Source organism: Bariatricus sp. TF06-38A (assembly GCF_027690675.1).
Lineage (GTDB): Bacteria > Bacillota > Clostridia > Lachnospirales > Lachnospiraceae > Allocoprococcus > Allocoprococcus comes.
This window is the reverse complement of sequence record NZ_JAQFCE010000035.1, coordinates 1-19,481: the sequence shown is the minus strand read 5'-3', so window position 1 is coordinate 19,481 and position 19,481 is coordinate 1. Positions and strand designations below refer to the sequence as shown.

Here is a 19,481-nt window from a genome sequence, read left to right as displayed (position 1 = left end):
TGAAATATGAATATTTTAGTTGTAGATGATGAAAAAGAAATTGCGGATGTCGTAGAATTATATCTGCAAAATGAATACCATGTTTTGAAATTTTACACAGGGCAGGAAGCATTGGAATGTATTGAGAAGACAAAAGTGGATCTGGCGATCCTGGATGTGATGCTGCCGGATATTGACGGTTTCACGATTCTGAGAAAGATCCGTGAGAAATACACATTTCCGGTGATTATGTTGACCGCGAAGACGGAGTACCGGGACAAGATCACCGGGCTTACGATGGGGGCTGACGACTATATTCCGAAACCATTCAACCCGCTGGAGCTGGTAGCGAGAGTGAAAGCACAGATGCGCAGATACACGCAGTACAACGATGGTAAGAAAAGTGATTCTGAGAATATCATTGATTTTGCAGGACTCTTGTTAAATAAAGAATCCCATGAATGCATCTATAATGAGCAGTCTCTTCCGCTGACACCGACGGAATTTGAGATTCTGTGGATTCTTTGTGAGAATCGCGGAAAGGTGATCAGCTCACAAAGATTATTTGAAGAGGTCTGGCATGAAGAGTATCTGAAGAACAGCAACAATACGGTGATGGTACATATCCGGCATCTGCGTGAGAAATTGAGTAAACCGACTGGAAAATCAGATCTTATCAAGACTGTCTGGGGAGTGGGATACAAAATTGAAGAATAATTACAGAAAATTAAAACTGAGCATATTGCTTCAGACGGTTTTTATTACGGCCCTGACGGTGCTGGTTGGCAGATTTATTCTGGAGTATTTTATCGATGGTATTTATAATGACAGCTTTGCCAATGGCTTTTTGCGAATATTGGAAGCTTTTCATGTGAGTGAAGAAACCGCAACATCTTTGTATTGGCAGTGGATCGGCAATAACAAAGTGTTCTTTATGATCCTCGGTTTTTTACTTTTATTTTCGTTGTTTTTTTATGTGGCACTTTCAAAAATGACGCGTTATCTGGAACAGGTAGAAGATGGGATTGAAAATATTATTTCAGCGTCTGACCAGCCAATCCGGCTGATTACGGAGTTAAAACCTATCGAGGATCGTCTCAATGAGATTAAAGAGACATTAAGGAGCCAGGAGGAAGAGGCAGAAAAGCTTGAGCAGAGGAAAAATGATGTTCTGCTTTTTCTGGCACATGATTTAAAAACACCGCTTACTTCTGTGGTGGCGTATCTGAGTATGCTGGATTCTCATCCGGAGATGCCGGCAGAGGAGCGCGCCAAATATACGCAGATATCTCTGGAGAAGGCGAATCGACTGGGGGATCTTTTGAAAGAGTTTTTTGAAAGTATAAAGTTGAATCTGCAGGATATTGAACTGGATAAGGTGGATATTGATCTGACCATGATGCTGGAACAGATTGCAGACGAACTCTATGGGGTACTTCAGGAGAAGATGCTGACCTGCAAGGTGGAAGCAGAGGAAGAGATCCTGATCGAGGGAGATCCGGATAAGCTTGCCAGGGTTTTTGATAATATTCTGCGAAATGCCATAGCATACTGCCGGGAGAAAAGTGTGCTTCTGATCCAGGCTGCCAAGGAGGAGAACCAGGTAAGAATCTGTTTTGAAAATGAAGGAGATACGATACCGGAAGAGAGCCAGAAGAGGATCTTTGATAAATTTTATCGCGCGGATGCGGCGAGATCCAGCAGTACCGGAGGAGCGGGACTGGGGCTTGCCATTGCAAAAGAGATTGTAGAGCTGCACAAGGGACAGATCATTGCCGAGAGCAGTGGGGGAAAGACACGTTTTATCGTGACACTTCCCCTTAAAGGAGGAGTAGAAAGTAATGAAATTCATACACACAGCGGACATTCATCTGGGGGCAGAGCCGGACGCAGGAAGTTCTTACACCGCAAAGCGACCGGAAGAACTGTGGAATAGCTTTGAGCGTCTTTTAAATATCTGTGAAGAAGAACAGACAGATCTTCTTCTGATCGCAGGGGATCTGTTTCACAGACAGCCTCTTTTAAGAGAGCTGAAGGAACTGGATTATTTATTTTCCAGACTGACACATACACAGGTCGTGCTGATGGCGGGCAACCATGATTACCTGAAAAGTACGTCCTATTACCGGAATTATAAATGGCAGGGACCGGTGCACATGTTTTTGTCTCAGAAACCTGCCTGTATGGAATTTAAAGAGCTTGGAGTCCGCATATACGGACTCAGCTATGAGGAACGGGAGATCACAGAACCGCTTTATGAGAAAATCCTTCCGGAAAAAAGAGGAATATCTTCCATCCTTCTGGCCCATGGCGGCGATGAAAAGCATATCCCGTTCCGAAAGAACGAATTACTGAAGCTGGGATATGATTATATTGCTCTTGGGCACATTCATCTTCCGGCAGAGCTTGCAAAGGACCGGATGTATTACGCAGGATCCCTAGAGCCTACAGATAAAAATGACACCGGGAAGCATGGTTATATCAAAGGGGAGATTAAAAATGGAAGAACCCGGACGGAATTTATTCCTTTTGCATCCAGAGAATATGTGCATATGGAAGTAGAAGCAGGAAGAGAGATGACCGGACGGGAAATGAAAGAAAAAATTTCCCTTGCCATACGGGAAAGAGGTATACAGAACATTTATAAAATCATTCTGCGGGGATTTCGGGATCCGGATATGATCTATGATACCGACCGGATGGATTCCTATGGAAATATTGTCGAAATTCTGGATGAAACAAAGCCGGCATATGATTATGAAAAGTTGAAAAAACAAAATGCAGGAAATCTTCTGGGCTGGTATATAGAAAGTTTTGCAGAAGCAAAGGATGACAGTGTGGAGGCAATTGCATTGGCTGAGGGAGTACAGGCCATGCTGGAGGCAAAGGGGAGCAAATTATGAAGATAACGGAACTGATCCTGAAGAATTTCGGTAAGTTCACGAATAAGCAGATCCTGCTTACGGATGGGATCAATATTATTTACGGAGAAAACGAATCGGGAAAAACAACGCTGCATACCTTTCTGAAGGGAATGCTTTTTGGAATGGAAAGAAAGCGCGGGCGTGCCGCCGCAACAGATACATTCCGTACCTATGAGCCTTGGGAGAATCCAAACTTTTATGCGGGAATCCTGCGGTTTACCTGCGGTGACCGGAGATTTCGCCTGGAACGGAATTTCGATCGGTATGCGAAAGGCGGCTCTCTGATTTGTGAAGATGATGGAGAAGAATTGTCACTTGAGCATGGGGATCTGGAAATTCTGTTAGGTGGTATGACAGAAAGTGACTATGAAAATACAGTTTCGATAGGACAGCTCCGGGTACAGACCGGAGAAATACTGGCGGCGGAGCTGAAGAATTATGCGGCAAATTATTATGCAACCGGGAACAGCGAGATTGACCTCGAAGGGGCGCTTGCCCTTTTAAAAGAGCGGAAGAAAGAGCTGGAAAAAGAAGAACGTGAAAAGAGGCAGCTGATCAGCGAAAAGAAAGAGCGGGCAGAGATGGAGGCATCCTATGTCTGGCGGGATCTGCATCAGTTAGAAAATGAAGCGGAACAACTGAAAAGAAGCTGTGAAGAGAAGCGCAGAGAATGGGAAAGCTGGGTAAATGAAGATAAAAAGCGGAAGAAACGGGAAGAGGCAGCAGGATATTTTGCCGGGTGGAGGATTCATCCACTGGAGGCAGTGAGTATGCTGGGGGCATTTTTTGTGACTTTTCTGCTTTTTCATAAGCCGTGGAATTTTCTTGTGGCAATCGTGGTGGCACTGGCTGAAGGGCTGTATGTCTGGAATTGTCTGAAAGATGGAAAGAAGAAAAAGAAAGCCAGATTACAGGAGATAAAAGAACAGGGCATTTCTCTCAAGGCAGATTATGAGAGGCAGAAAGGAAAGCTTGCAAAAGTACAGGAAACCTATCATGAAAAAGAAGTGTTGTATGAAAATCTGCAGGAACGAGTCGGCGAGTTTGATGAGATGAACAGTGAAGAGATAGAGCGATTAAAAAACAAGCAGGGTGTTGAACTTGCTATGGAACAGCTGACCAGACTTGCCGCACAGATGCAGAGCCGGACAAGCGATCTTATGAATACAGAAGTATCTGCAATCATGGATGCCATCACAGATGGAAAATATAACAGACTCTGGGTAGATGAAAATCTGTATGTGCAACTTATGAGTAATGGGAAAAAGATATCCATGGATCAGGTAAGCCGTGGAACTCTGGAACAGATTTATTTTGCAATCCGGATGGCGGCAACAAAAATTCTCCACGAGGAAGAATGTCCGGTGATCCTGGATGATGCATTCGGCTATTATGATGACAGGAGACTTGCGCAGACCCTTCGCTGGCTGAAAGACAGTAAGCGGCAGGTAATTATATTCAGTTGCCAGAAGCGGGAGATGGAAATGCTGGAAAAGATGGGATGCGCATATCATAAGGTAATGTTGTAAAATGAGGAGGAAGATTTTATGATTCGGCTTCAGGATATTGCAGAAATGGCAGGCGTCAGCCGTACTACGGTATCTAATGTTATAAATGGCAATACCAAAAGAGTTTCCCAGAAAACGATTGATAAAATCACGACTATTCTTAAAGAACAGAACTATGTTCCGCATATGGGTTCCGTGATGCTTTCCGGTCATGGTTCCAGAATTATAGGTGTAGTACTCGGATTTTCTTATGCCCATGGTATGCAGTCACTTCAGGATCCATTTGTGGGAGAACTGATCGGAACGATTCAGATGGAAACGGAAGAAAATGGATATTATGTTATGCTTATTGGCGGTGAAAGTATTCAGAATGTAGTGGATATTGCCTCAAAATGGAATGTAGAGGGATTGCTTATCCTTGGCTACAATGAAGAACAGTATCGCAGTCTTTCGCGCAGATTAAACAAGAAAATGATTCTGATCGATGCTTATCCGGAAGGTGCTTATACCTTCCAGAATGTCGGTATAGATGATTATTCGGGAGGGTATCAAATCGGAGAATACCTGTATTCCTGTGGATATAAGAAAGCATTGTTTGTTGCGGAAACGGAGAGAGACAGTGATTACTATCGGTGGATGGGATTCAAACAGGCGATGGAAAAATCGGGGGGATTCTGCAGTCGTTCCCGATATATAATTATTCCGAGTGAAAAAAGATTGCGTCTCAGAAAATACAAAGAGCTTCTCCCACGTTTTTTAGAAGCAAAGGCACTTGCATTTTCCTCAGATTATAATGCGATGGAAGCGATAAATTTCTTTTTTGATGAAGGCATCATGGTCCCGGATCAGATTTCAGTTACAGGATATGATGACAGTGTCTATGCAAGTATGGTTCGACCGAAACTGACAACGGTTCATCAGGATGTTCCGCAAAAGGCGCATGTGGCGCTGAAACGTCTGCTGAAGTTAATTCAGGGAGAGATGCTGGACGAATTAAACATAAAAAATCCAGTCTATCTGGTAAAGAGGGATTCTGTCAGGGAATGACAGGATCCTTTTTTCGACTTTGCATGTATACAGGTAAGCCGATGGAATGGTCTGGTTGTTTTTGTGCAGACTGTATAAAAGCAGGAAATAAACTTTGTTGTCTTTTATAGTTTCGCGAGAAACCTCTTGATTTTGCTAAGATGTATGGGGTATCATGAATAGTGTTGTTACAGGAGCGGTTAAATAATACTAAACAATTATAAACGAGGAGATTTGGCATGGAGAAAAAATGGTGGAAAGAAAGTGTAGTATATCAGATATATCCAAAGAGTTTTAAAGACAGTAACGGTGATGGTGTGGGAGATATCAGAGGAATCATACAGAAACTGGATTACCTTAAAGAACTTGGGGTAAATGTGTTGTGGATTTCTCCGATGCTGGAATCACCTCAGGACGATAATGGTTACGATATTTCTGATTACCGCAGAATTTATGAAGAATATGGAACGATGGAGGATTACGAGGAATTGTTGTGTGAAGCACACAAAAGATCCATCAGGATTCTGATGGATCTCGTAGTCAACCATACTTCAGATGAACATAACTGGTTTATTGAAAGCAGAAAATCAAAAGATAATCCATATCGTGATTATTATATCTGGAAAGATCCGGTAAACGGAAAAGAACCTAATAACTGGGGCGGAGTATTTGGCGGTTCTGCATGGGAATATGATCCGCAAACTCAGATGTATTATCTGCATCTGTTTTCAAAAAAACAACCGGATCTCAATTGGGAAAATGAAAAAGTACGCCAGGAAGTTTATGACATGATGAAATTCTGGTGTGAAAAAGGAATCGATGGCTTCCGAATGGATGTTATCAGTATGATTTCCAAAGATCAGAGATTTCCAGACGGAGAAATGAATAACGGTCTTTATGGGGACTTTGGACCATATTGTGTACATGGTCCAAGGGTCCACGAATTCCTTCAGGAAATGAATCAAAAAGTTCTTTCAAAATATGATATCATGACAGTCGGTGAGACCGCAGGAGTCACAATAGAAGAAGCACAGAAATATGCGGGTGATGACCGAAATGAATTGAACATGGTATTCCAATTCGAGCATGTGGAGAGTGGATGCGGAGATTATGGAAAGTGGACGACTGCAAAATATGACTTCAAAGAGTTCAAAAATATTATGATCAAATGGCAGGAAGAACTTCAGGGTAAGGCGTGGAACAGTTTGTTTTTAGGTAATCATGATCAACCGAGAAGTGTCAGCCGTTTTGGAAATGACAATCCGGTATACAGAGAAACCTCCGCAAAAATGCTGGCGACCTGTATTCATATGATGCAGGGAACGCCATATGTATATCAGGGTGAAGAGCTTGGTATGACAAACATTTACTTTGACAAACTGGAAGATTACCGTGATATTGAAAGTATTAATTACTTTGAAGAGTTTACGGAATCAGGTCTTATGACTCCGGAACACATGATGAAATGTCTGATGCTGAGAAGCCGTGACAATGCGAGAACTCCGATGCAGTGGGACGACAGTAAACAGGCCGGATTCACAGAGGGCGAGCCGTGGATCAAAGTGAATCCGAACTACAAGAAGATCAATGCAGCACGGCAGCTTGAAGATCCGGATTCTGTTTTCCACTACTATCAGAAACTGATTCGATTGCGTAAAGAAAAAGACATTATTGTTTATGGTGAATTTGAACCTCTTTACCGTGAGGATGAACAGATTTTTGCGTACACAAGAAAACAGGATCAGGAAAAGCTTCTGACTGTCTGCAACTTCAGCGATAAGAATGCAGAAGTAGAAGTGCCGGAAGAATTTAAAGGCGCAGAGTGTCTGATCACAAACCTTGGAAGAAAAGAATTTGAAGGAAAAATTGTTCTGAATCCATATGAAGCATTTGTACTATATTATAAACACTAGGTGATAAAGAAATGATTAGAAAATATAGATATGGAACTCCGTTTGATACGGAGGCACTGACTGAAAAGATTGAAACAACTAAGGGCGTTCTCCCGTATGGAGAGGTCAGTCAGGAGGAAGGATTTGTTTTTACTTATATCATGGATGAAGATGATATTGTCTATGGTCTGGGTGAAGCCAATCGTGGAATCAACAAGAGAGGGTACTGTTATATCAGTAATTGTACAGATGATCCGGTACACACAGAGGACAAGCGTTCTCTGTACGGAGCCCATAACTTCATTGTTGTGAGCGGAAAGAGGACGTTTGGATTATTTTTCGACTATCCCTCAAAACTGACCTTTGATATTGGATATGACAGAGAGGATACCCTTAAGGTATCTTGCGAAAATGCTGACTTGGATATCTACGTGCTTGAAGGTGAGAATGCTTATGATATCGTAAAACAGTTCCGCCACGTAATCGGACGCAGCTATATCCCACCGAAGTTTGCCTTTGGTTTCGGACAGAGCCGCTGGGGTTATACGACGAAAGAAGATTTCCGTACTGTCGCAAAAGGATATCGGGAGAATCATATTCCGATCGACATGATTTATATGGATATTGACTATATGCAGTCATTCAAAGATTTCACAGTGAGTGAAGAGAATTTCCCGGATTTTCCGGAATTTGTACAAGAAATGAATGACCAGAGTATTCGCCTGATTCCGATTATTGATGCCGGTGTCAAGGTTGAGCCGGGATATGAGATTTACGAGGAAGGTGTCAAAAACAACTATTTCTGCAAGAGAGAAGACGGAAGTGATTTCGTTGCAGCTGTATGGCCGGGAGATACCCATTTTCCGGATATGCTGAATTCGGAAGCCAGAAAATGGTTCGGGGACAAATATCGTTTTCTGATCGAACAGGGAATAGAAGGTTTCTGGAATGATATGAACGAGCCTGCGATCTTTTATTCTTCCGAAGGCCTTGCAGAGGCAAGAGAACTTGCCGGAGAGTTTGCAAAGGATACCGAAGGCAAGACCCATCCCTGGGAAATGCAGGACAAGATGCTCAGTATTGCGAATAATCCGGAAGACTATAAAAGATTTTATCACAATGTGGATGGCAAAAAGATCCGTCATGACAAAGTACATAATCTTTTTGGCTATAATATGACAAGAGCGGCCGGAGAAGCGTTTGAACGCATTGACCCGGAAAAACGTTTTCTGATGTTTTCCAGATCTTCTTACATCGGAATGCATCGTTATGGCGGAATTTGGACCGGAGATAATAAATCCTGGTGGTCACATATCCTTCTTAACCTGAAGATGCTGCCGTCTCTGAACATGTGTGGTTTCCTGTATACAGGTGCTGACCTTGGAGGTTTTGGTGCTGATACAACAAGAGAATTGCTGCTTCGTTTTCTTGCACTTGGTGTATTTACACCACTGATGCGTAATCATTCGGCGATGGGAACAAGAGAGCAGGAGTGTTATCAATTCGAAAATATCGAGGATTTCCGTGCTGTCATTAACACCAGATATCGTCTTGTGCCGTATCTGTACAGCGAGTACATGAAAGCTGCGCTGAGTGATGACATGTATTTTAAGCCGTTAGGGTTTGTTTATCCGGATGACAAGAGAGCAATCCGAGTAGAGGATCAGCTGATGCTCGGAAACGAGATCATGATTGCTCCGGTTTACGAGCAGAACGCAAGAGGCCGTTATGTTTATCTGCCGGAAGAAATGAAATTTGTCAAGTTCCTGCCGGATGGAAGCATTTCGGAAGAGATTCTCGCGAAAGGTATCCATTATGTAGATGTGGCATCAAATGAAGTACCGCTCTTCATTCGAAATGGTAAATGTATCCCGGTTGCAGAAGCGGCAGAGTGTGTGAAGGATATTGATACCGAACATCTGCAGCTTATCGGATATAAAAACAGCAGTTATACCATGTATGAGGATGATGGAATCTGCAAAGATTACGATAAAAAAGAGAATTACCGAGTATTCACAAATTAGCGTTTAAGAGTAAAGAAAAATACTGCCTGAATATCAGAAATGATATTACGAAATCAATAACGGGAGAATGTAATTTGATGTGAATTACATTCTCCCGTTTGATTACCTTGGTATGCAAAAAAAGCTACCAGTTGCAGGTTCTCTTTATATTAAAAATCATATAACCATTTATTCTCAAGCCGCCTGAGTATCCGGCTATCGTCATCTGAAAGTGGTGTAAAAGCATGCGCTTTTTTGCGAACCGGTTCGTCCGGCAGTTTACACGCACCGGAGCAGTGCGCTTCAAAATCAAGGCAGTTATAAACACGTGCGCCGCAGAATGCACAGGTGCGGATGGAATAGACAAACCCTTTATAGTCAGGATTATAAAAATGCTGGTATAAATCTTTATCATAGGAGTGCATCCCATTCCGGCGGACATCCTGACACCATTCCGAAAAATCCTGTGCAGCATAATAAGCGGCGGAAGAAGAAAGATTGAAGAACTGTCCGACTTCATTTACAGATTTCAGATGAGCATAATACATGGCAATGCGCGGAGCCAGAATATTACTTGCAAAATAATTGGCTTCATCTTCATTGGAAGGAAGGTCATTTCTGTGTCTTAAAAGATGATGTCCAAGTTCATGCATCAGCGAAAAACGAATCCGGTTGGCTGATTTCTGGCTGTTGTAAGCAATTAAGTTCAGACTGTTTATACAAAATGCATCCTGAGAATAGGAAATACATAGATTGTAGAGCTCCGGCTTCTTCTTTTGGAGCTCAAGATAGGAATAAACACGAAAACCATATTGCTTCAAAATAGCAAAGCAGTCAATCGGAAAGGAATGGATATTGCAGGTAATCAGCGCATTAGCTGCCACTTTACGAATCTGGTTACAATCCAAAGCAAAGCCTCCTATAAGTCGATTTCAGATAACAGCTGAATGAGTTTCATCTTCTGTGTCGCAGAAAAACCATGACTGCCACGGGCAATCATCTGTTCAATATCTTCATATGATGGCTCTGTGTTATCGGATGTTACTGTAACTGAAGAGCCGAGAAGATAATTCATATCTACGTTGAAAAGCTTCGCAATCTTTTCAAGTGTCTCGAGATCGGGTTCGCGGTTCCCTGTTTCATACATACTGACAGCACTTCGGGAAATGCCGAGCAGATCCGCCATCTGTCCCTGCGTGTAATGATTCTGCATTCTTAAATTCTTAAATATATTGTGAAAATCACCCATTTTGTTACCTCCATATATGACTATAATAGCACGAACTGTGACAAAAGTAAAATGACATATGACACGTTTTGTGAATAAAAGGATTGACACATGACTTCTGTGGCTGTATAACAAAAGTAAGGACACAAAACGTGACAAAAATATAAAATCGACACAGAATGTGAGGTAATATGGATGAAAAGAATAAGAGTAAGAAATATTTCATGGAAAGATTATGGGATTTCCGTACAGACACAAAGAGAACTCAAAGAATTTTGTTTTTTATACGATGAGAAAAAGAAGCGGGGGAACAGCCAGGATCTGGCAGACTGCAAAATGATCGAAGAAGCGGCAAGGGAAAGCAGTGAAGAACTGGCACCGTATCTTTTGAAAAGTGTTACGGATGATCTAAGCTATGAGTATCTGGAATTTGATGATACGCTGGGACGTATTCCGGTTGGAAAGACAGATTTTTATGGATACAGAAGAAAATTCTATGCGTGTCTGTTAAAAAAAAGAGTATAAAAAGTGGGGACAAATCGGGGACAGCAAGAACACACGTTCGATATACAATAACATCGAACGATACAGATACAGGACAGAGAAAGATATCTGATACGCGCGCTTTCTGACTGTGATGTTATTGTTCAGATACAAATCAGAACAGATCAGAAGGAGAAGATTATGACAGAAAAAGTATTACAGGAAATTACAGAAAAACGAGATCGGTATACAAAGCATTTCATGCTGCCTGAAAAAGGAACTGCCGCAGCGGTCTATCCAGAACCGGTTCATTATGAGACGGAAAGTGGATGGGAAGAAATTGATAACCGGCTGGAAGTAGTATCAAAGGATGGAAAAGAGTGCTACCAGAATAAGGCATCTGACTTACAGGTATGTTTTGCGAAGCAGACAGGAGAGAATACGCTTGTAAGCATGGAAAAAGATGGGAAAAAAGTTTCATGGACAATGGAAGAAAATGTGGTATTGGGAAGAAGCGCAAGGCAGGCAAGAACAGGAAAAAGCAGTTTTCAGATATTAACTGAAGAGGAATTCCCGAAAGACCCAGAAGAACTCTATGAGGAGACATGGAGAAAGGATATTCCGGAGGATGAGCCGGCAGAGGGTTCAGGTGACGAGACGGGGGATGAAGTTAGCATCCTTCCACCGGCTTCAGAAGACACCCAGGCAGACGGAGGCAGTGAGGATATGCCGGAAGTCAAAGAAATCCAGCAGAAGATGGGAGTAAAGCATCTGACGAGTGAAGGGATGTATGAAGAAATTCTTCCGGGCGTGGATCTGCATTATACCATTCAGAGTCAGAGATTAAAAGAAAATATCCGTCTGAAAACGGCACAGGCTGCAGAGCAGGAGCTGATCTTCCATCTTAGATATACAGATATGGAAATGAAGAAGGAAGAAGACGGCAGTCTGGGACTTTACAGTGAGAATCAGAGAATCTTCTGGTTTGACAAGCCATATATGTATGATGCAAAAGGATGTGTATCACAGAATGTGGAACTGGTTATGGAAACAGAAGAGGGAGGATGCAAAGTTACTGTCAGTGCAGAGAAAGAATGGCTGCTTGCCGAGGACAGAAGCTATCCGGTTATCATTGACCCGATGACAGAAACCAGTAAAACAAAAACGAATATCGAGGATACCTACATTTTTACAGGCGGAACGGATTCTTCGGCTGACCCGAGTAGTGTTTATGCATATGGCTCTTTTGTGGCAGGGAAGTCAACTGCACTTGGAAACTGCAGGTCATTGCTCCGATTCAGAAATCTGCCGGATATCGGAAAAGGTTCCATCCTGTATGCAGCGACCATGTATCTCTGGCAGTATGAGTATTCCAGTTATGGAATCGCAAAACTTCCGCTTGTTGCAAATGAGATTCTGAATAACTGGACAGAAAAGGATGTGCGCTGGCACAATCAGCCATCTGTATCAGGCAATGTACTGGACTATAAAGAAGTGGGACAGGTACAGAACGGCAATACGATTACGATCACACCGATCGGGTTTGACGTGACTCGACTGGTAAGACAGTGGTACAATACGGGAAATAATTATGGAATCATGCTGCGCGGTATGTATGAAAATGAAAGCGATCTTACAAAGACAGCGTTTGCCAGATTTTATGCATCGGATTATCCAAAGATTTCAACAGATCAGTTTCCGAGCGGAGTCTTTTATTATCGAAATGTAAACGGACTGGAGGATTATCAGAGCTACCATGAGCAGTCTGCAGGACGTGCGGGAAATGGACATACCAATGACTTTACCGGTAATCAGGTATGGATTCATGAGGATGCAGTGACAACCGGCGGAGCAATGCAGGCAGAGATCAGTCATGTCTATAATTCCAGCGAAGCCGGAACAAATCTCGGGCAGGGATATGGATGGAGACTGAGCTGTGTGCAGCGTCTGGACACAACCGGAATCAAAGAATATCCTTATGTATACACAGATGAAGACGGCACAAAACATTATTTCTATAAAGACACAAATGATGGCAATAAGTTAAAAGATGAAGACGGACTTGGACTTGTGATTACGGTAGAATCCGGGTATGACGACAGCTATGCGAGAACCATGGAAACAAAAGACAGGGTACGGTACTGCTTTGGAAAAGACGGTTATCTGAGATTTGTCAGAGATCTGGATGAAAATCAGATCAAATATGTATATCAGACCGTTTCCGGAAAACAGGTGATCAGCTATGTGGAGGATTCCAGTGGAGCAAGATTGGAGATCCAGTATGAGACAGCAGGAAATACGGTACGTGTATCCGCAGTAAAAGATATGGCAGGCCGCCTTACAAAGTATGCATATGACAGTGCAGGCAATCTGACATCCATTACTTATCCGGATGGAAGGACAAGCAGCTTCGGATACGATGCAAGCCACCGTTTAACCAGTGTGACGAACCCGGATGGATATGGTCTTAAGTATGAGTATAAGAACGACTTCCGTGTACCAAGGGTTAGCCGGATCGCGGAATATGGTTCCGGCAATAAAGCAGGACAGGAGATGAAAGTATCCTACGCGAACGGGAATACTACTGTATTTGAGACTCCGGGACTGGATGGAGAGATTGCACAGACCGGAGATAACCGGAAAATCACCTATCATTTCGACAACATGGGGCGCCCGACCGATGTTATGGATCAGGATGGCTGTGCGAACAATTATACTTATTACACATCCGGAAGTAAGAACCATAAGCTGGACAAAGAAGGAAAGGTTCAGAAGACAGTCTATCATTTACTGAAGAATCCATTGTTTGACAGTGCTTACGGGGATGGAAACTGGTATCAGAAGAACCTGACAAACAGTACCAGAAGCAGCATTACAAAAGCCGATGGATACGCAGGAACCAAAAGTGCAAAACTGACCAAAACAGGAGCAGAATCTGAAGAAGGAATCTGTCAGGATGTAACGCTTGAGGCGGGAACTTATACCTTTTCCGCATATCTGAAAATAGAGAATGCCGAAAACAGCAAGGCTGGTCTGATGATCCTCATGCCGGATGGAAGCAGAGTGGAAGAAGATTCTGTAATCTCCGGAACGACAGATCCGGAAATGGAGAACGGATGGGAACGCCATCAGCTGCAGTTTACATTAGCGGCAGCAGGCAGTGTTACTGTATGTGCCGGTATCACACAGGGAACAGGAACCCTTTATGTCAGTGGAGCACAGCTGGAAACAGGAAATGCTGCAAATAAGCTGAACCTGATCACAAATCCGGGATTCGAACTGGGCAGTACAAGTCAGCCAGACTGCTGGACTTATGCAGCAGATGTAACCGGATCCAGAGTTGCCAGTGTGACGGGAAAAGGAAGATGCGCAACGATCACCGGACGATGGGACAAGAGCTTATATTGCAGCCAGACGGTCCATGTCAGTGGCAAAAAAGATGAAGTCTACAGTGTGAGCAGCTGGGTAAAAGGATGTGGTATTCCGGGAAAGAAGTTTTCCCTGTCAGTAAAAGTAACCGGCACATCCGGGAAAGAAAAATGGCATCATTTTAACTGCAATCCGAATATCCTTGACTGGCAGTTTGTCAGTGGCGTTTTCCGTACCGAAGAGGCTTATAAAGAGATCCAGGTATATCTGTATTATGATAACCAGATGAATAAGGTGTACTATGATGGCGTACAGCTGATCCGTGATGACGGAGAAAGCTATGTATACGATGGAGAAGGCAACCTGACAGGCGCAAAAGATGCAGCAGAGAAATCCGGCTTCAGTTACAACAAACGAGGGGATCTCACCCGGCTTGGAGAAATTGACGGGACCGCCTTTGAGTATGGCTATGATGACAAAAATCATCTCAAACTGGCTTCCAATTCAGAAGGTGTCAGATATTCCTTTGAGTACAATACAAAGAGAGTTCCGGTAACGGAGATCGCAGAAGGAGAACTGTATTATCTGCGGGAAAAGAGTTCAGGCAACTATATGGATGTGCGGGACGGAAGGACATCATCCAGAACAATTGTTCAGCTGTTTGCCTTTAACGGTACGGTATCCCAGAGATGGAGACTTACCCAGGCAGAAGAAGGATACTGGAATCTGGAACCACAGAATGCACCGGACATGCGGTTAGATCTGAAAGATGCATCGACAGCAGACGGAGCTGCAATCCAGATCTTTACCGATAATGGAACCGATGCCCAGAAATGGAAGATGCAGAAGAACAGTGACGGTACCTGGAAAATCTTGAATAAACTGACTGGAACACAGAAATGCATTACAAATGAAAAAAAGAGTACGGCATCAGGAGAAGCACTGAAACATATAACTGTATCCGACAGTCATGGGGGACAGAGCTGGTATCTTGAAAAAGTGGCAGATGAAGGTCAGCCGGTCAATATGCGTGTAGAAGGCGGCAGACATCTGGGGGCAGTTACTTCAGAAAGAATCTATTATATCCGTGAAAAAACATCCGGAAACTATCTGGATGTACAGAATGGGGGAACCGATTCTGGAACTGTTATTCAGTTGTTCCCGTTCAATGGAACCAAGGCACAGCAGTGGAAGGTGACAGCATGCGATGACGGATACTTCAAATTGCAGCCGCAGAATGCTCCGGCAATGTGTCTGGATGTGAAAAATGCCAATACGGCAGATGGAACCGCAATCCAGCTTTTCACCGACAATGGAACCGATGCGCAGAGATGGAAGCTTCAGCCAAAGAGTGACGGAAGTTATCAGATCAGTGAAAAATTCACATCGGATAAAAAGGGTCTGACTAATGAGAAAAAGAGTTCCGAATCTAAGACTTCGGTGACAAGCTGCACGTTGGCAGATGACAATCCTGGACAGCGATGGTACTTTGAACCGGCAGATGAAGGAACCGTCTCAGATGCCCCGGCAGATGGGCTGGTAGTAAGTGTACGAGTGCGTCATTCCGGTCAGTATATAGATGTTCATAATTATGGAACGGTGGAAGGCAACCGGGTAAACCAGTATTATAAGAACTGTAAAACAAATCAGATGTTCCGTCTCAAAAAGAGAGAAGAGAAGTATTATACGATGGAACCACTTCACGCCCCTGGAATGGTTCTGGCAAGAGACACTTCCGCAGACACCCTGATTCTCCAGAAATATACAGCAGGTGCGACAAACCAGCTGTTTGGTTTTACGGAGATTGAAGAAGAAAAAGGAACCGGTTATCTTGTAATCTGTAAAGCAGGAGAAAAAGAACTGACGGTAAAAGGACAGTCCTATACAGCTGGAACAGAGCTGGTATTTTCTGACCATTCCGGCACACCAACCCATAAATGGTGGATTCTGGAAAGTTACAGTGACCGCATGGAATCTTCGATGGAATATACTTCCGATGGAAGACAGGTCAAAAAGATCACGGATGGAAGAGGATACAGCAATACCTATGCCTATGATGAAAAGAATCGCCTGCTGACTTCGGTTACGGATGCGGGAGGATATACGACTACCTATGATTATGACAAAAATACAGATCAGCTGACCCGTGTAAAGAAGAATGCAGATGGAAAAGATTATGTGCTTCAGTACACCTACGAACAGGATAAGATCAAAACGATCACGCGAAATGGCGTCACTTATGGTTATGCTTATGACGCGTATGGAAACCAGACCGGTGTTACTTTGAATGGAAAGATTCTGAAGGAAGTAACCTACAGAAATAAAAACGGGCTGGAAGACCGGCTGACTTTTGCAACGGGAGAAACGCTCCGCAATGTCTATGATGCGGAAGAACGTCTGACCGGGCAGTATCTGATCCATAAAGACGGTACAGAAGAAAAGCTTTTCACCAATGTATATGATCATTATGGAAATATTGCAGTCCACAAAGATGAACGGACACAGCTGGAAACCCACTATCAGTATGACCTGATCGGAAGACTTCTGGAAAGCAGCACAACCGATGGATTGAAGGTGAAAGTCGCCTATGATGAAAAGAACCGGGTGTCACAGAAGCAGTACCGTGTGGACGGAACAGGACATCAGACCAGGTATCTCTACGGAGAGGTGGCAAAACAGCAGAAGCCGGGACTTGGATATGGCGTACAGGTAGACGGAAAGACTTATATTGAGTATGCATATGATCTGCTGGGACGCTGTGAAAAGAAAACACAGACCTATCCGTCCGGCAGAAAGAAGGAGATCACATATACTTATGTGCCAGGAGTAAAAGAAGGAACCACAACAGCACTGGTAGGAACGATCACTGAAAATGGAAAAGAGACTGCGTATACATATGACGGACGCGGTAACATTCTGGAAATCTGTACGAAAGCACTGGATACAGGAAAAGTAACGGATCATATAATCTATACTTACAATGGAATGAATCAGGTGATCCGGGAAGAAGATGCAGTCAGAGGAACCACTTATACCTATACGTATGATCTGGGAGGAAACCTTCTGGAAAACAAGAGATATTATCTTGTAAATGGAGTTGAAGAGCTGAGAGGCACGGATACCTATACTTACAGCTCAGGCTGGAAAGACCAGCTGACCTATTTCAATGGAAAGGCTGTTACATATGATGCAATGGGAAATCCTCTGTACTATATGGGAATGAACCTAACCTGGGAAAAGGGACGGCAGCTAAAGACTCTGAAGAAGAGCGGAATACTCAGTCAGTACGTCTATGACAATGACGGAAGAAGAATCCAGAAAACCGTGGGAGACAAGGTAACGCACTTCTATCTGAATGGGGATAAGATCATAGCCCAAAAAGAAGAAGGCGGAGAGAGAATGGACTTTCTGTATGATGAGAAAGGGACACCGTTTGCCTTCGAGTATCAGGGAAAAATGTACTTCTACCAGACCAATCTTCAAGGAGACATCATCGGGATTGTTGACAGTAAAGGAAGTCAGGTTGTAGTATATAGATATGATGCATGGGGAGGACTTCTGGTGTCATCAGATGCATCCGGATTCGGTCTTGCACAGATCAATCCGCTGCGTTACAGAGGCTACTATTACGATCAGGAGACGGGAATGTACTATCTGCAGACAAGATACTATGACCCGAAGGTGAGAAGATTCCTGAATGCAGATGATGCGAGTGTATTGATGAAGGACCCAGAGCAGTTGACGGAGAAGAATCTGTATGCTTACTGTGATGATAATCCGGTGATGTATCGGGATGATGCTGGGATGTTTGTGATTGCGGCAGCTCGAGTGGGGCTTGGTGTACTCGGAATGGTAACAAATGTGGCAACATGTTATATTGCTGCAAAGGCGACAGGACAGGAGTTTGGAATTGGAGACTTGGCGGTTGCTGCCGTATCCGGTTTCGTTGGTGGAATGATAAGGAATAATTTTTATGCAACGTTAGCTAGTGCTTTTACATCGGGAATTGGAACTATTATATATAGCCATTGGGGATGTAAAGAAAGTTGGAAAACAGCGATATGGAAAGGTGGAATGACAGCATTATGTACAGCCGTGAGTGTTAATCTGTTTGTGGGGAAAATAGTAAAACCTACGGTAGTAGAGAAGATAATAACTACCACATTTGGCGTAGGAAATGGACTGGTTACAGCAGGAGCAGTGGCGGCATTGCCATATCGAAAGGCAAGTAACAAGAAAAATTATACACAAAATAAAAGAAAGTCAAATCCTGTAATTAAAAATTATAAAAAAACAACCAAACAACAGGAGAGAGCTCGAAAATATTTTATGTTTAAAATGAACCAATTGAGAGAGAGATAAAAGTAATATGTAGCTAGGAAGAGCGGAGAAAGATTCGCTCTTCCTGTAAAAAGGGTAATCACAATGGGACAAGAGAAAGATGTATTAATTATAAAATCGGATAAAAAGTGGAAAGACTTTTTTATAGACAGAATATGCGGATTTAGCATTTGGCTAATAGGATTTGATGCAATTCTTATATATTGGATAGTAACATCGGGGCCTATTAAGGGAATTGATATAGCAATGAGTATTATGACGGTGAGTCCCCATTCAATAGTGACAATTTTGCGTATTTATCTGCTTTGTCGAAATATAGATCGAGAGTTGATCTTGGACAAAACGGGGGTTTTGGTTAAAACATGGCTTTATAAAAGAAAGTATACATGGGATGAATTTCAAATTAAGCAATTGAGAATAAATGTGGGGGAATATTGTTATGATGAAGCTTTGTTTTTGGCAGTATGTAAGCATCAGCCGAGGCAAAGCAGTAATTGTAAACTTTTTCCAATAAGACATCCAATTGGGAGTTTCTGTATTAATTTCAAAATGCATAGACCTATTTTGGCGCATGAAAGAGCTAATTTGTATATAAACGGTGAAATAATGGCGGCAGAGAAGGAAGAGCTGCTTTCAAAATTAAAAGAATGGGGAGTTGATTTTGAAACAGAGCGCCCGGAGAACTTTGATATTTTTCAGGACAAAAAGGGAAGATTACAGTCCAGAAG

The 19,481-nt window shown here is 42.9% G+C and carries 12 protein-coding genes; 10 read left to right on the top strand and 2 right to left on the bottom strand.

The window, feature by feature from the left end; translation table 11 throughout:
- Positions 1 to 6 precede the first annotated feature (6 nt).
- The 7 genes from vanR (at position 7) to PG418_RS17520 (ending at position 9,353) form a co-directional block, all read left to right on the top strand.
- Positions 7 to 696, top strand: coding sequence for a VanR-ABDEGLN family response regulator transcription factor (vanR, locus tag PG418_RS17550; protein ID WP_055297440.1), 690 nt, complete (start codon positions 7 to 9; stop codon positions 694 to 696).
- Positions 686 to 1,915, top strand: a complete 1,230-nt coding sequence (locus PG418_RS17545) for a sensor histidine kinase (RefSeq protein ID WP_173826281.1) — start codon at positions 686 to 688, stop codon at positions 1,913 to 1,915. The genes vanR and PG418_RS17545 overlap by 11 nt, the downstream gene beginning before the upstream one ends.
- Positions 1,821 to 2,882: a metallophosphoesterase family protein gene (locus PG418_RS17540; RefSeq protein ID WP_195479751.1), complete on the top strand. Its 1,062-nt coding sequence runs from the start codon at positions 1,821 to 1,823 to the stop codon at positions 2,880 to 2,882. The genes PG418_RS17545 and PG418_RS17540 overlap by 95 nt, the downstream gene beginning before the upstream one ends.
- A complete protein-coding gene (locus PG418_RS17535; RefSeq protein ID WP_498837796.1) occupies positions 2,879 to 4,432 on the top strand; it encodes an ATP-binding protein in 1,554 nt (517 codons plus the stop codon). Before PG418_RS17540 ends, PG418_RS17535 begins: the two co-directional genes overlap by 4 nt.
- Positions 4,433 to 4,450: 18 nt before the next feature.
- A complete protein-coding gene (locus tag PG418_RS17530) occupies positions 4,451 to 5,458 on the top strand; it encodes a LacI family DNA-binding transcriptional regulator (RefSeq protein WP_498837795.1) in 1,008 nt (335 codons plus the stop codon).
- Positions 5,459 to 5,676: 218 nt separating this feature from the next.
- Positions 5,677 to 7,350 (top strand): glycoside hydrolase family 13 protein, encoded by a 1,674-nt coding sequence (locus PG418_RS17525; RefSeq protein ID WP_498837794.1) that lies wholly within the window; start codon positions 5,677 to 5,679, stop codon positions 7,348 to 7,350.
- 11 nt (positions 7,351 to 7,361) lie between these two features.
- Entirely contained in the window at positions 7,362 to 9,353 is a 1,992-nt protein-coding gene (locus PG418_RS17520) for a glycoside hydrolase family 31 protein (protein ID WP_498837793.1), read from the top strand.
- 149 nt (positions 9,354 to 9,502) lie between these two features.
- On the opposite strand, the gene PG418_RS17515 is transcribed toward PG418_RS17520, so the two are convergent.
- Positions 9,503 to 10,240, bottom strand: coding sequence for an ImmA/IrrE family metallo-endopeptidase (locus PG418_RS17515; protein ID WP_173687190.1), 738 nt, complete (start codon positions 10,238 to 10,240; stop codon positions 9,503 to 9,505).
- A gap of 11 nt (positions 10,241 to 10,251) precedes the next feature.
- Positions 10,252 to 10,581: a helix-turn-helix domain-containing protein gene (locus PG418_RS17510; RefSeq protein WP_195230927.1), complete on the bottom strand. Its 330-nt coding sequence runs from the start codon at positions 10,579 to 10,581 to the stop codon at positions 10,252 to 10,254.
- 174 nt (positions 10,582 to 10,755) lie between these two features.
- Here PG418_RS17510 and PG418_RS17505 point away from each other — a divergent pair, with 174 nt between their 5' ends.
- The 3 genes from PG418_RS17505 to PG418_RS17495 all read left to right on the top strand — a co-directional run.
- Positions 10,756 to 11,085, top strand: a complete 330-nt coding sequence (locus tag PG418_RS17505; protein ID WP_498837792.1) for a hypothetical protein — start codon at positions 10,756 to 10,758, stop codon at positions 11,083 to 11,085.
- A gap of 159 nt (positions 11,086 to 11,244) precedes the next feature.
- Positions 11,245 to 18,774 (top strand): RICIN domain-containing protein, encoded by a 7,530-nt coding sequence (locus PG418_RS17500; RefSeq protein WP_498837791.1) that lies wholly within the window; start codon positions 11,245 to 11,247, stop codon positions 18,772 to 18,774.
- Positions 18,775 to 18,837: 63 nt separating this feature from the next.
- A partial coding sequence (locus PG418_RS17495; protein WP_498837790.1) for a hypothetical protein occupies positions 18,838 to 19,481 on the top strand: 644 nt, incomplete at its 3' end.